Origin of the sequence: Streptococcus taoyuanensis (genome assembly GCF_029589235.1) — a bacterium.
Taxonomy (GTDB): domain Bacteria; phylum Bacillota; class Bacilli; order Lactobacillales; family Streptococcaceae; genus Streptococcus; species Streptococcus taoyuanensis.
This window is the reverse complement of sequence record NZ_JARQVW010000014.1, coordinates 43,014-57,264: the sequence shown is the minus strand read 5'-3', so window position 1 is coordinate 57,264 and position 14,251 is coordinate 43,014. Positions and strand designations below refer to the sequence as shown.

The following is a 14,251-nucleotide window of genomic DNA, read 5'->3' as shown; positions in this document are numbered from 1 at the left end:
AGAGCCCACTCAACCACTGCGTCTTGCTCGACAATCCAAAAATAATTGAGAGGCTAGGACTTTTGTCCCAGCCTCTTTTAGAATGTAAACAAACTGTTTTTTTACATAAAACAAGCTAAGTGATGCAGAATAATTAAAACTGATACATACCAATAGTCTCATTCAAACATACACTGAAACTTTCCGCAGTGAGAAAAGTGCTAGAAATAGGATTGTTTCTAGCACTCGGGAGTTTTGAAACTTTAGGTTCAAAACTAAGTCATGGAACTTCTTCGAAGTTCGCTGACGTCCGTACTCACCTAAGGAAAGTTTCAAAAATGACTTTGTCTTCAATCTGAAAACGAAAACCTTATCTTAGTTCTTTTATTTTCTCAATTCTTGTAAGAGTGTTTGTGCCTTTTCTAAATTAAAGGGTTTGTTTTCAAGGAGTTGGCTGACCAATCGGGGAACTTCCTCTTCCTTAGCTCCTGCTAGAAGGGCTAGGGAGCGTGCTTGGAGTTTCATATGTCCTGCTTGGATCCCTGTAGTCACTAAGGCTTTCAAGGCAGCGAAATTCTGTGCTAAACCGAGAGAAGCGATGATACCTGCTAATTCAATAGCAGAAGGCTCTCCTAGCAAACGGTGGCTGACTTGAACTGTTGGGTTGAGGCCAATCGAGCCTCCTTTTGTCGCAACCGGCATTGGTAGGGTGATCTCTCCATAGAGTTTTTTCTCTTCCGGATGACTTGTCCAGTGACTCAAACCCTTGTAAGAACCACTTTGTGCAGCATAGGCATGGGCTCCTGCTTCGATGGCCCGCCAGTCATTACCTGTCGCAAGGACCAGGGCATCAATCCCGTTAAAAATTCCCTTGTTATGTGTGGCTGCACGGTAAGGATCCACTTTAGCCAGTTGGCTAGCTAGCTCCATTCGGTGGGCAATCTCAATGGCTTCTTCAGGATTTCGACTCAGTGCTTTAAAATCGATGGCACACCGTGCACTCACCAAAGAGCGCGTGGCTAAGTTGGATAAAATCGCCATTAAGGCCTGTCCACCAGAGAGTTCTTGGATGCGATCGGTCAGCGCTTCCAGCATCGTGTTGAGCATATTGGCCCCCATGGCTTCTTTAGGGTCAACCGCCAAGTAGACAATAAGAAAGTCTCCCTTGTTTTCGACCCAAAGATCCCTCGCTCCACCTCCACGCTTGACGATAGAAGGATAGGCTTCATTAGCCAACTGAAGAAGGGTTTCCTTGTCCTCTAGGATGCGCTTGGTAGCCATTTCTACATCCTTAACATCTGACAGAGCAATCTCACCGATCATTTGGCGCTGGTGCACCTGGGTGGTGAAACCCCCCGAACGTTGAATGAGCTTGGCAGCAAAGCTGGCAGCCGCGACCACGGATGGTTCTTCTGTGACCATGGGAAGGACATAGTCACGACCATTGATCAGGAAATAAGGAGCAAGGCTAAAGGGCAAGTCAAAAGTCGACAAGACATTTTCCGTCAATTGATCTGCAATAGAGAGGGGGAGTCCCTTTTGTTCTTTTAAGATCTGTGCTTCATCCCAAGTTAAGAGGCCTTCCTTCAGTAAGGCCTCTATGCGTTCTGTGGGAGAAAGTTTTGCAAAACCTGGTAATCGTGCCATTATTTTTCTACTTTCTGGTAAGTGCGTTGGTGTTCCTTGATCTCTGTCAAAGCAAAAGTTTGATGCGTAGCAGGCTCAAACACTTGATTGCCACTAGGATCTAGATCTACTTCCTCATAAAAGAGTCGTTCGTAGTCAGCAACACTAAGAACCGTACGTTGGTCCAGTTTTTCCGTGCGTTTGTGATCTAAGAGTTGCTCAAAACCAGGAACAAGGTTGGCGCTAAAGATCTCAGAAACCGCTCCACTTCCATAGCTAAAGAGGGCGATTCGGTCCCCAGCTTTGAGTTGGGGGTCATTTTCCAGTAGTGACAGCAAGCCTAGGAAAAGAGATCCAGTGTAGATATTTCCCACGCGTTGGCTGTATAGAATCGATTGATCAAAGTTGTATTGTAATTGATCTTTTTTCTCTTCTGATAATGACTTATCCAAGATTTTTTTCAAGCCCTTGAGAGCTAATTTCGGATAAGGCAGGTGGAAGCAGACGGCTGCAAAGTCTGTCAAGGCAAGGCCAGTCCGTTTCTGGTATTCCACCCAGGTTGTTTTCAGAGAATCTAGATATTGTTGCGTCGAATAAATCCCATTCACAAAGGGAGTTGTTGCATAATTTGGACGCCAAAAATCCATGACATCGCGTGTTTGGGCGACATTGTCATCGTTAAAAGATAGAATACGAGGATTTTGGCTGATCAGCATAGCAACTGCTCCGGCACCTTGTGTTGGTTCACCAGGAGTTCCAATTCCATATTTAGCAATGTCACTGGCAATGACCAAAACCTTACTCTGAGGGAATTTTTCAACATGGAGTTTAGCATAATCCAAGGCAGCAGTCGCAGCATAACAGGCTTCTTTCATCTCAAAAGAGCGGGCAAAGGGCTGGATGTCTAGTAAACCATGTACAAAAACAGCAGCAGCCTTACTCTGGTCAATCCCAGATTCCGTCGCAAGAATCACCATATCGATCGCTTGTTTATCTTCATCTGTTAAAATGCCATCTGCTGCAGTTGCAGCCAATGTGACAATGTCTTCAGTGATCGGTGTAATACTTTGTTCTTTTAAGAGAAGACCCTTGCTTAATTTTTCAGGATCGGTATCACGAGCAGCCGCCAAATCTTCTAAACGCAAGACATAAGGGCTTGTCGCAAAACCAATCTTATCAATCCCAATTGTCATTCTTAACCTCTTTTTTATTTGATATCTACTAGTATATTTCCTTACTATTTTACCATATTTAAGGGTAAAACTCCCTTGAAAAAACTAGATCAGCAAGGAAATCATTCTTGGGACCGATTTTGCAATGTTTCAAAGAAAAAATAGAGAATCTATAAAAAAAGCCATCCTCAGATGACTTTTCAACTCTGATGATTAGCTATCTTTCTTAGGGTTGCTCATGATTCGTATGAAGAGTTCTTTACATTTATCTTTTAGAACCCTTTCGTAGAAGACGATGATAGCGATGTACACAATCAGAAAGTTCAAAGTCAGATAGAACAAGTCAAATGAATTACGGGCATAGTAAGTCGCTGATTGATAGGAGGGGAGGGCTCCTAGGATCATCCAAGGAAGATACTTGATATACTTGTTTATCATCATACAGCACCTCACATACTTTAAAGGATTTGTTTTTTCACTATTATTGTACTCCTTTAAAACAGAAATACAAGTGGTTACACTTATAAAATTTTAAAAAACCAATGCTAGTTGGCATTGGTCGTTTTTCGTTTTTGATAGCGTTGGTAAGAATGGTAGAGTTTCAAGACGACAGATCCGCTAGCCATCCCGATAGAGATAACCAAGGCCAGAATAACAACCAGACTCACGCTAGTCACTGCTTGTCGATATTGGCCGCTGACAAAGAAGGAAGTCGTTCGATAAGAAATGTATCCAGGAACCAAGGGGGCAAGAATAGCCAACATAAAGACAACGACAGGTGTCTTTAAGACGATACTTAAAATCTGACTAATGCAGGAGCCGACAATGGCTGCGATAAAAGTTGCTACTATGACATTGGTAGGCCCTTTTAGTACATAGTAAAGGAGCCAAATCCCCATGCCGAGGATACCTCCAGGAATCAGCATGGATCGCTGGACATTGAGGACGATTAAAAAGGTGATGATGGCAATCAGGCTGGCCACCGCTTGGATTAAAAATTCAGTTAGGTTCATCATTTTATTTCATAAGGACAAGGGCGACGGTTGTTCCGGCACCGAGGGCAAGAGTAATGAGGAGAGTCTCAAAGAGCTTACTCATCCCAGAGTTTAGGTGGTAATTCATGAGATCGCGGACAGCATTGGTCATGGCAATTCCAGGAACGAAGGGCATGACACAGCCAGCAATGATGAGATCGGTATTCGAAGGAAAACCACTATAGCGCGTCCAAATATGGGCTAAAAAGCCAAAGACAAAGGCAGCCGCAAAGGCTGTCGCAAAAGGAATACGAACATATTTATCAACTACTAGAGAGAAAGCAAAGGCAAAGACGGTCGCAATACCTGCTCCTATTGCATCATAAAAATTCCCGCCAAACATAATGGAGAAAAAAGGCGCACTAAGAGTTGCCGCAATGGTCAACTGGAGATTGGTATAAGGAACACGCTTGCTTTTCAATTCGCTCAAGGCCTGGTAGGCTTGGTCGATATCCATCTCTCCAGAAACCAGTTGACGAGAGATCTGATTGACATCGCAGACTTTTTCGATGTTATAATTCGTCCGTAAGATCCGTTTCATTCGCGTCACATTGGCATTCTCAATTGAAAAGAAAATAGCGACTGGCATCGCTAAAACATTGCAATCGAGGATTCCCTGTGAATGGGCGATCCGGATCATGGTATCTTCGACCCGGTGAATCTCAGAACCACTCTCAATAAGGAGGGTTCCAGCCAACATCAGGACGTCGATCACTTGGTTGATCTGTTTTGACTCTTCCATAATTTCCTTCTTACTAAATAATCTGTCTCTATTATAGCAAAAAAGGACGAGAGACAGAACTAAAATCTTGTAAGTTGAAGATTAAGGTACCAGAAAGCCTATTGATATAGGCTTTCTTTCTTGTCGTAATACGTTCTATTCTGATTTTGTTCAGTTATTTGTTCAGTTACAAACTCCCTAGAGCTGTTTCATAGAATGAAATGGCTTTTTTTGCACTCTCATTTGAGAGGTGACTGTATGTATCCATTGTCATGGATAACTTAGCGTGTCCTAGTCTATGTTGAAGTTCTTTATATGGTATTCCAGCATTTAATAACAAACTAGCGTGAGTGTGGCGAAAACCATGGAAACCAATATTAGGTACTTTAGCACGTTTAAAATGTGTTTTTAATCTTGTAAAAAGGCTACCGTTTTTAGCGTAACCATTGATAAAATCTGAAAAGACTATGGTTTCAGTTTGTCCAATTTTCCAAGCCTCTTGGGTTTGTCTACGTTTGTACTGTTTTAGCATTGTAACCGTTTTGGGGTCAATATCGATATCACGGTAACTAGATTTTGATTTAGGACTATTTACTTTTTGTTCGCGGTTTAGTGTCTTTGTAACGTGGACAACAGCGCTATCTAGATCAATATCAGACCATTCCAGCGCCAATGCTTCATTAATACGGCAACCAGTAGCAAGCAGGAACTTGTAAAGAGTGACCTCGTAAAAATAGCGGTATCTGTTACTATCCAAGTTGTCTAGATAATCTAAAAACGTTTTTAACTCAATATTATCAAAGTGTTTAATCTTTTGGCGCTTTGCTTTCTGAGTGTTACGAGGTAAAACAACATCACGCGCAGGATTGGACGGTATCGCCTGCATAGTAACACCATACTGTAAGATACGCTTATTAAGCGCGTGAATCCTATCATAGTGTAAGTAAGCCTCTGAATCCCCTTTATTGGTCTTTTCAGCAAGTTTATTGACTATATTTTGGATAAGTGGGGTAGTTAGCTTGTCGAATTTATAAGAACCAAATAGAGGTAAAATATGATTATTTAATAATTTTCTAACACTATATTCAGTATTTGGTTTTACTGTATGCTTATAGCTTTCCCACCATAATTCAGTGAGTTCTTTATAAGTTTTAATTGTCGTTTCTTTGAATCTAGTAGAACCATTTTGAATGAAGTCTATTTCAGCTTCTTTAGCTTTCAGCTTGACCTCTTTTTTAGTTCTAGCTGTAATACTAGTTTTTACATCTTTTCCCGTTACTCGGTCAATCCCTAAGTAAATGTTAGCACGGTACACAGTTGTACCGTCTTTCTTTTTGTGTTCTGTAATTTTCATGATCGAAAACCTTTCTAATTCATCAGCAGGCAAGCTATTATTAAAAAGGTTTTAGTGTGTGGTTTATATCATGCTTTAACTTACAAGAAGCTTTTTATTTTCGTTTTATATCTTCTAGAATTATGGTGTTGAACTTCGAGCGAACAAAGAGAAATCACGCGCTTCAATCTAAATTGCTCTTTTAGGGGAGCCGAAAGTGCCGATTTTGTTAGACATTGTTGCGCGTGATATGCTATAGGTCGCTTTTTAAATGCCAACATTTACTTTCGATTTGACATAAATAAGTCTTTACTTAAAAATAGGCGAAAATATCTATTTTGTAAGAATTACTTCAATTCAATTAATTTATTGTAAATTTTTTCAGTTAAGGCTTTTTGTTGGCTAGCAGTGAGGTGGTGAGAGGTACGAATTACGATAGTACCATATACGTAATGAGATCCAGGGTCTAATACTCCACCGTCAAATGCTGATAGGTAAGTATTTCTCTTTTCAGCTTCTTCTTTGGTCTTGTATACTTCAATAGCACCTCCTGCTTCAGTTCCCTTATCTACTAGATTAGCACCCTCAACAGGTTCTGTTACTTGACTATCTGCAAAATAGATAGAAGCAGTATAGCCACCTTGTTTATTTAATAAACCATTAGGGTCATTTTCTTCTGTAGCATGTTGCACTTCTTGAATTGTATCGACTTCTTTCAATCGTTCCTCAATAAAAGAATCTTTAGGGTTTGTAATCTGCGCGAGTTGCTTCACACTGTTTTGATACGCTGTTAATTTCTCAGTAATGTTTTTTTGTACGCTAGAATAATCTACAGGTTTTGCAATTTCTTTTGCTTGATCTTCAATTTTTTGTGTATCGCTTTCCATTTTTGGAGCTTTACGAATCGAGTTTTTTGCTTCTTTAACAGCAGTTTTTAAATCGTCTAAAGTCTTTGCTTCTAATGGTTCAGCTTTTTCTTTAATGATTTTTTCAGTATCAGCGATTTGTTTTTCAATTGCTTTATTATTTTCTTTAAGAGTATCTACAGATTTTTCAAAATGGCTTACAGCAGTTTGGTGAGGGGCATAAGATAAGAAATAGTATCCCGCTCCACCAGTAGCAAGAGCTAAAACAACAGCAGTAGTGATAATTCTCTTTTTCATAATGTTTCTCCTAAGTATCTTCATTTATCTGAATTAATTATCTATTAGATGATTTTTTCTTTTCAAGAGCCTTTTTCCCCTCTTTGTCTAGCGTATGAAATGCAAACAGCATAGCGCCAAAGGTAATGATCGCACCAGCAAGCAAGAACCATTCAAACAGTTCATTATTTTCAATGCCTTACCTCTTTTCTAATTCAAATGAGAGTTTTTTTTCGTTGTTGACAAATTAAACAGTAATAATTTTCGAACTTTCAAATTTTTTGTCTTTTTTTATCGAAGGATCATTGAAAAAGCTTATATAAACTTTACTGTTCTCATTTAAAGTGATTTTTTTCAATCCATCTTTTGTATTATCAAAAGTCTCTTTATAAGTTGTTATGCTTTTATTTTTAATTAAAATATTTGATTTTAATGTATCTAGTAGCTGGTTAAAAAAAGTTGTTTTCATCGAAACTGGTAAATCACCTAAGAATTGGAAAAAGTCTTCTGTTGAATATGCTTCACTTCCTTCAAGGTCAATTTTAATCCATAAGGAGAAACTATCATCATCTAATGGAAAATCATAATTCTGTGGATATAGAAAATAAGTGTTTAAAAAATAATCTTTCTCACTTTGATTAGTCTTTAATTTAATAATTATATAGTCGGATCCCTCACTCTCAGTATTTTGTTTGAATTTCATATCCCAAATATATGGAACGTAAACAAAGAAATCTTTTAATTCTACATCTAGAAAATTACATAGCTTATCAACGGTATCGAATTGTACCCCTTTACCAGTATTCTCAGCGAGAGCCATTAAAGTAGTTTTAGAGATCCCTGTGCTTTCATAAACATCAGCTATTTTTAAGCCTCTTTCGGCAATTAACACAGCAAAATTAGTTTTAATCATTTTAACTCCTCCATATTAGGTATTATAACAAACGTTGTACAAAAATACAAATAACACTAAAATATACCAAACTATTGACAAATAAACCAAAATAGTGTAATATACAAAATATAAGTGACAACACTCATATATAACAAAAGTCTAGAAAAGAGGCGATAGTATGAAAAATAACTTAAGAGTTCTTTTAGCAAAACAACGTAAAAAAGTTATAGACGTGTATAAAGCAACAGGAATTTCAAAGACTACACTTACTAGTTTGTATTATGAACGTACAAAAAATCCTGAAGCAGAAACTTTGCTAAAGATTGCTGATTATCTTGGTGTAACTATTGATGAATTATTGACACCAGAGGAGTGAGAAAGGGGGAACCAATGGAACTGGTTTATATGGACGGTAAAAAAGAGCCGTATACACTGAGTAGTATCGTGGCAGAATGCGCAGAAATTAAGCATAGACATTTGAAGGTTTTGCTGAATAAACACCGGGACGATTTTGAGAGTTTCGGAAAGGTGCAATTTAAAATTTCACCTTCAGAGAGTGGGCAAAATGTACGGGACTATATTTTGAATGAGCAACAAGCAACATTGCTTATCACTTATTTACGAAATACCGAACCCGTCAAAGAGTTCAAAAAGAACCTAGTCAAAGCATTCTTTGAAATGCGTGAGGAGCTTTCTAAGTTTCGTATGCAGAGGGCGCTAGAAAAGCCAAAAAGAAAAACACTGCATGACAGCATTGAGAACTGGAAACAGGCCCCAAAGCACGCGCACAGCACCATGAATAACTTACTACTAAAGGCAGTGACCAACAGGAACGCTAAGCAGTTAGTAGAAGAACGTGGGGGCAATAATGGTATTGATAGCTTGACCAGCGAGGAGTTGGAACAGTACCAAGCTTTTGAGGATATGGCGATAGCTATGATTAGCTTGAATATGAGCTATCAGGAAATCAAAGCTATGGCATTCAGAAATAAAAAAACACGCCTAAAAGGCGCGTGATCGCAACAAAAAAGGCTTAGCAATAACCACACCGCAGAGCCTTTCACACTATCACTAAAACGAAATTAACAAAAAAGCAGGCAAGCTATTATTAAAGAGGTTTTAGTAAAGATTTATACCTAGATTATAGCATATCTAGGACACTTTGACCATACAGAGAGCGCTAACTCTTTAAACTGGTGTCATTGAATTGTATTGTAAAGAATTGGAGTAATAAAAAATGGTAGCAACAAATGTAACACTAGAAGTTGAAGGACTATCTGGAACTACTTTATATCAACACGCTGAGCGATTGGAACGACTTCGCCAAGACTACACTCTTGAAGGTGATGAAAGCTATTCTGAATTAGAACAAAAATACAAAAGCATTCTTGAGGAAATAGAACTTTTGGTAATTACAACAAACAGCGAGGCAAGTACTTGGAGAAAAGAAACGGAGAGTCATGCTGATTTTATAACAGGCAACGTAAAGGTTTTGATGGGACTGTTAAATTTCTTTGATTATAGGGTATCTATTAAGAAACAATTTCAAAAATTAGGCCCTTTTTCAAATACCCGATATACGATATTAGAACAAGTTGTTTATAAGACAATGAAAAGTATAAATCCAAAAGTGACCTACAAAATGATAAGTGATTATGTTTTAGAATTGATAAAGCAAGACTTTGCAAAATTGGAAACCGAAGAAGATAGCGTACTTTATAAAATGGCTAAAGATAAGAAATAAGGTTAAGGCTATGACAGTAAAGGAGTTAAATAACATGAATGAACAAGGTTCAAACAGTGTCCTAAAATTATATCCTAATCCTGAAAAAATGCCAGATAAGCCATATTTTACTAAAGAGATTTTTCTAAATATGTGTTTGAGTGATGTAAAAAAATTAGCAGTAACCAGAGGCTTATTATCTTTTAATCAGATAGATCAACAGGTAATGGGTATTATCCAAAGTACTATAGATACAATCATGAAAAATCAAGAAACCATACTTTATGGGGTAATGAGTGGGCAAATAGCCTTTTTAAATAAAGCTGATAAGGGGGAAATGAATGAATCTAACCATTAATGACAAGCGAGTATTAAAATTAATAAAAGTAGGGGCTGAGAACTCAATTACAGGGGCAGAAATCAGCCTAATCACCAAAATATCAAAAAGAGCCGTACAGGATAGTATTAGCCGTCTGATCACGCGCTACGGTGTTCCTATCGTTGGTGTACGCAATGGAGCTTTTAAAGGGTATTTTATCCCAGCCAATCAGGAAGAGCTATTGGACGGTGCAAAGGCCTTCTATAACCAAGTACAAGAAGAGCAGAAGCGTCTAAACATCCTTTTAAATGCTGATTTAGAGAGCTATAAGCCATTACTGAAAGGAGATAACGAATATGTTTAGTCTCAGTAAAGAGAGCGAGCAAGAGTTAGCTCATGGCGTTTTAGACCTCGTTGAGAATTACTTAGGGGCGCGTGATACAATCAAACCACGTTTAACGGGTTTAATTTCGGCTCAGGTAGCTATGGAAGAATTGGACATAAAGTATAAAACATTACAAAAGTGGGAGAATGCAGGACTGAGACGCTACCAACCCCCGCTAGAAGATACACGGAAAGTCTATTATAAAGTGAGTGATATCTTGAATTTTTTGGGGGTTGAAAATGGTAATTTACGAGGCTAGAGGATTTCAAAATAATCTAGTTTATCCATTCGATAAGATTGAGCCATTTCAGTATATTGAACACTTTAAGCCTCTAGTAGTTCCTGAGGGTGTAAACATAGAGGAATATAAACGTACACAAGCTCCCTATTGTATCAGTGGGAAAGTAACCCCTAAGAGCAATGGGAGCTATAAGCGTAATAATACTAGCTTGTTATATCGGGATCTGATATTTCTTGACTATGACGATATTCAATGCACGTCTGAGAGCTTCATAAAAGCCGTTTCTAGAGCTTTATTTGGCTATTCCTATATCTTATACCCGACTATCAAGCACACCGCTCAAAAGCCTCGTTATCGCCTTGTAGTGAAGCCTAAGAACGTTATGAATGAAGAAACATATAAGCAGGTAGTGCAAGAGATAGCTGACAAGATAGGACTACCTTTTGATATGGCCAGTCTAACATGGTCACAACTTCAGGGTTTACCAGTTACAACAGGAAACCCAGCAGACTATCAAAAAATTGTAGTTCATGGGCTAGATTATCCTGTACCAAAATCAAACCAGAACCAAAGAATTAGCCAAGGTGTGCGATCTCAAACACCCCAGCGCTCCAGTTGCAAGCGGTCTATCACTATGAGGGTGATAGATACGCTTTTTAATGGCTTTGGAGACGAGGGAGGACGTAATATGGCTCTCACGCGCTTTGTGGGCTTACTCTTTAATAAGTGGGTTGATTGTGACCTTGAAACGGCTTATGAGCTGACTAAGATAGCTAATAGTGTTACGGCTGAACCATTACCGATTGAAGAACTAGACCGTACTTTTACCAGCATAGCACGGGCAGAATATAGAAAGCGAGGATAGAGCCATAGAAAAAGAAGAACTAAAAAGCCTTGAAAGTGAAATCAATGAAGCGCGTGACCAAGAGCGACCACCGAAAACAATGAAGGAATTAGAAAACCTTATTTTCAAGGCTGGTGAAAAATGGCGGGCAGAACATACTGAAACTAAGGTAAACGAGTCTACTGGAGACGTTAGCGAGAAAGTCGCTATGCCTCAAACCTTCACAGTTGCTAAAATACTAAGTGATATTGTCACGTTTACTTTTATCAGCAAGAGCAATATACCTGATTATAGCTTACTCTATATCTATGATTTAGACGAGGGAATATATACCGCTAGTAATGATCTATTTAATTTCTTATGTAAAACTTTTGATGTGAGAATTAAACCCAGAGAGTGGCCTCAGATTAAGCTAATGGTCAGAACACTGACAAAGATACAAAAACCCTTAGAAAGTGCTGATCTTATACCCGTGAATAACGGGATTATTAACTTAAAAACAAAGGAACTACTCCCTTTTAGTCCTAAATATGTAATTACGAGTAAGATAAGCACGGCTTATCACGCGCCTAAACAAGTCCCAACAGATAGGGAAGGAAAAACGTTTGATGATTGGCTGAACTCAATCGCGTGCAATGATAGGGAGTTAGTAACGTTATTTTGGCAGATTATTCTAGAGGCCATCAATCCCAATCATACACGGAATAAGTTTGCTATCTTCTACGGGGACGGTAACAATGGTAAGGGAACATTCCAGCGTTTTCTTATCAATCTGATAGGAGAAAGCAATATTTCAGCCCTAAAGCCTGCTCAGTTTGCTGAGAAGCACAACCTTGAAACTTTGGTAGGTAAAGTTTGCAATATTGGAGATGAAGCACCTAACGAATACTTGAAAAATCCGTCTGATCTTATGAGTATCACCAGCGGTGATACCGTTCTAGTAAATCCCAAAGGTCGCCCAGCTTTTGAAGCTACTTTTAAGCTATTCAATATCTTTTCGGGTAACTATATCCCCAATGGTGGGAATAAGACAAAAGGCTGGTATCGTAGAATTATGATCGTACCTTTTAACGCTGACTTTAACGGGGAAAAGGAAAAGCCATGGATAAAAAACGAGTTTTTAGCAAACAAGGAAGTGCTAGAATATGCTCTATACAAAGCTATCAATCAAGAGCTATTTACTCACTTTATCGAGCCCCAAGCAGTCAAAGGCTTGTTAGAAGAATACCAAGAGGATAACGACTACTTGCTTTCGTGGGTTAAGCATGAATACATGGAAAAAGGTTGGCATGAATTGGACGTAGTACCTGTTTTTATCCTGACAAGATCACTAAAGCATTATGCTGAAGATATGGGAATACCAAAACCTAACGTTTACGGGGCTGGAAAAGACACTATCAGATACTTACAACAGTTAACACCTTATCGATACAGACTTAAAAGGGCGCGTGTTAAGATTGAAGATTATGATAAATTGGATCCATTAGAGTTTGAGAGAACTAAACTATCTAAAACCAATCATGCGATAGTTAAAGATTGAAAATGTTACCTTCTTTGAATCGCCATAAACCCTTGATACATATAGGTTTTTAACGCAAAATGTTACCTTCTTGTTACCTTGTTTACGAAGAAGGTAACGCAGTTGAACCCTTGATACGACTGACTTTTTGAGAAAAATGTTACCTTGTTACCTTCTTTTTAACTCTCTATATAGGAAAAAAAGATATATTTTATATATAAGGGTAAGGACTTCAAAAGAAGGTAACATGGTAACAAAGTGGTCTAAATCCTTGTGGCAGTAGGACTGGACTATGTTACCTAGAAGGTAACAAAATCACCAAAGAAGGTAACAAATCGTAAAATAATCACATAATTTACCTTAAAATAAGAATAGGAGAAAAACAACATGACATTAAAAACAGTTTCATACTTTGAAGAACGTTACAAACGGGAGCGCGTGGCTCAACTCAAAGAGTCAGAGGATTTTGAGAGCTTGCTGAATAAGGTCACAGACTACGAGCTGGAGCTATTAGACTATGCTGATCGCTTGCTTTCTGATAAGCCTATCCCTATGGACTCTATGACCGCTTTTGGCACGTTGGAAATGCTGGACGATGAAAGTATTAGCCTACTCCAAAAGTTGGACGTAGAGGGCGAATATAAAGGCCTTGCTGATTATTCTGGTCAATAAAACACAGGAAGGGGGAGCAATCCCCTTTTGACATTCAGGCAATAGATTTGGGTTTTCTATATATAGGAGGTGTTTTGAACGAATGGAAAATATAAAATCTATTTCTATAGAGGCATTGATAAAGCCAATGAAAAATAAAAAGCTAACCCATGGTATTGGTGAGTTAGACGGGGAAAGGTTAGAGATAAACCTAGATAATTTATTTATCACTTTTGGTAAGAATCATATTGATTTAGCACGGTTGTCTGGAACTATGGGCGGTTATCGCTATTTCTTCATTTGTCCAGTTTGTGATAGGCAATGCAGAAAACTATATAAGAGGTCTTTACTTTATGCTTGTGGTATATGTCAACAGGTATATAAAGATACTCTAAACCGTAGTAAGACAGATTGCCAATACTATTGGGAGAGAGCCTTAAGAGAAGCTAGAAAAGTAGAACCAGACTGGAGCCCCAAACGTGGTGGATATATGTTTGATAGTTTCCCCGAAAGGCCAAAGTATATGAGACAAAGCAAGTATTATAGACACTATCGGAAGTTTATAAACTACGCTAGAAAAGGTGATAGTCTCTGGTTATCTGGGATAGCTAAAATTTAATAGATTGTTTTAGTAGTCTAGGTTTGAACCACGAGCGAACCAAGAGAA

Annotated in this window: 17 protein-coding genes and 1 pseudogene; 10 read left to right on the top strand and 8 right to left on the bottom strand. The window is 38.4% G+C overall.

The features are described 5' to 3' along the window. Positions 1-363 precede the first annotated feature (363 nt). The 8 genes from P5Y91_RS08710 to P5Y91_RS08675 form a co-directional block, all read right to left on the bottom strand. The gene (locus tag P5Y91_RS08710) at positions 364-1,626 is read right to left on the bottom strand and encodes a hydroxymethylglutaryl-CoA reductase, degradative (RefSeq protein WP_155167283.1); all 1,263 of its coding nucleotides are present in this window, start codon (positions 1,624-1,626) and stop codon (positions 364-366) included. Next, positions 1,626-2,798 carry a hydroxymethylglutaryl-CoA synthase gene (locus P5Y91_RS08705; RefSeq protein ID WP_277839289.1) on the bottom strand — a complete coding sequence of 391 codons (1,173 nt, stop codon included), beginning with the start codon at positions 2,796-2,798 and terminating at the stop codon, positions 1,626-1,628. The genes P5Y91_RS08710 and P5Y91_RS08705 overlap by 1 nt, the downstream gene beginning before the upstream one ends. Before the next feature lie 192 nt (positions 2,799-2,990). Then, on the bottom strand, positions 2,991-3,215 hold the full coding sequence (locus tag P5Y91_RS08700; protein ID WP_277839288.1) for a hypothetical protein: 225 nt from the start codon (positions 3,213-3,215) through the stop codon (positions 2,991-2,993). A 107-nt stretch (positions 3,216-3,322) separates the two neighbouring features. Continuing rightward, the gene (locus P5Y91_RS08695; RefSeq protein WP_277839291.1) at positions 3,323-3,790 is read right to left on the bottom strand and encodes a threonine/serine exporter family protein; all 468 of its coding nucleotides are present in this window, start codon (positions 3,788-3,790) and stop codon (positions 3,323-3,325) included. Positions 3,791-3,794: 4 nt separating this feature from the next. Further along, on the bottom strand, positions 3,795-4,553 hold the full coding sequence (locus P5Y91_RS08690; RefSeq protein WP_277839287.1) for a threonine/serine exporter family protein: 759 nt from the start codon (positions 4,551-4,553) through the stop codon (positions 3,795-3,797). Between the two features lie 166 nt (positions 4,554-4,719). After that, the gene (locus P5Y91_RS08685; RefSeq protein ID WP_277839286.1) at positions 4,720-5,886 is read right to left on the bottom strand and encodes a tyrosine-type recombinase/integrase; all 1,167 of its coding nucleotides are present in this window, start codon (positions 5,884-5,886) and stop codon (positions 4,720-4,722) included. A gap of 326 nt (positions 5,887-6,212) precedes the next feature. Beyond that, a complete protein-coding gene (locus P5Y91_RS08680) occupies positions 6,213-7,028 on the bottom strand; it encodes an EbhA (RefSeq protein ID WP_277839284.1) in 816 nt (271 codons plus the stop codon). Between the two features lie 226 nt (positions 7,029-7,254). Then, on the bottom strand, positions 7,255-7,920 hold the full coding sequence (locus P5Y91_RS08675) for a helix-turn-helix domain-containing protein (protein ID WP_277839282.1): 666 nt from the start codon (positions 7,918-7,920) through the stop codon (positions 7,255-7,257). Between the two features lie 160 nt (positions 7,921-8,080). On the opposite strand from P5Y91_RS08675, the gene P5Y91_RS08670 reads away from it, so the two are divergent. From P5Y91_RS08670 to P5Y91_RS08625, 10 genes and pseudogenes are all read left to right on the top strand, one after another. Continuing rightward, entirely contained in the window at positions 8,081-8,278 is a 198-nt protein-coding gene (locus tag P5Y91_RS08670) for a helix-turn-helix domain-containing protein (protein ID WP_277839280.1), read from the top strand. Positions 8,279-8,292: 14 nt separating this feature from the next. Continuing rightward, on the top strand, positions 8,293-8,919 hold the full coding sequence (locus P5Y91_RS08665; RefSeq protein WP_277839279.1) for a Rha family transcriptional regulator: 627 nt from the start codon (positions 8,293-8,295) through the stop codon (positions 8,917-8,919). A gap of 220 nt (positions 8,920-9,139) precedes the next feature. Then, positions 9,140-9,646, top strand: coding sequence for a hypothetical protein (locus P5Y91_RS08660; RefSeq protein WP_277839277.1), 507 nt, complete (start codon positions 9,140-9,142; stop codon positions 9,644-9,646). A 34-nt stretch (positions 9,647-9,680) separates the two neighbouring features. Beyond that, entirely contained in the window at positions 9,681-9,983 is a 303-nt protein-coding gene (locus tag P5Y91_RS08655) for a hypothetical protein (protein ID WP_277839276.1), read from the top strand. Continuing rightward, positions 9,967-10,308, top strand: coding sequence for an HTH domain-containing protein (locus P5Y91_RS08650; protein ID WP_277839275.1), 342 nt, complete (start codon positions 9,967-9,969; stop codon positions 10,306-10,308). Before P5Y91_RS08655 ends, P5Y91_RS08650 begins: the two co-directional genes overlap by 17 nt. Then, on the top strand, positions 10,301-10,588 hold the full coding sequence (locus tag P5Y91_RS08645; RefSeq protein WP_061590859.1) for a hypothetical protein: 288 nt from the start codon (positions 10,301-10,303) through the stop codon (positions 10,586-10,588). Before P5Y91_RS08650 ends, P5Y91_RS08645 begins: the two co-directional genes overlap by 8 nt. Continuing rightward, positions 10,569-11,435: a primase alpha helix C-terminal domain-containing protein gene (locus P5Y91_RS08640; protein WP_277839273.1), complete on the top strand. Its 867-nt coding sequence runs from the start codon at positions 10,569-10,571 to the stop codon at positions 11,433-11,435. Before P5Y91_RS08645 ends, P5Y91_RS08640 begins: the two co-directional genes overlap by 20 nt. 79 nt (positions 11,436-11,514) lie before the next feature. Beyond that, the gene (locus P5Y91_RS08635) at positions 11,515-12,954 is read left to right on the top strand and encodes a DNA primase family protein (protein WP_277839272.1); all 1,440 of its coding nucleotides are present in this window, start codon (positions 11,515-11,517) and stop codon (positions 12,952-12,954) included. Between the two features lie 390 nt (positions 12,955-13,344). Continuing rightward, positions 13,345-13,605, top strand: a pseudogene (locus P5Y91_RS08630) (hypothetical protein); the annotation flags it as partial. Positions 13,606-13,696: 91 nt separating this feature from the next. After that, on the top strand, positions 13,697-14,203 hold the full coding sequence (locus P5Y91_RS08625) for a hypothetical protein (protein WP_277839290.1): 507 nt from the start codon (positions 13,697-13,699) through the stop codon (positions 14,201-14,203). Positions 14,204-14,251: the final 48 nt, after the last annotated feature.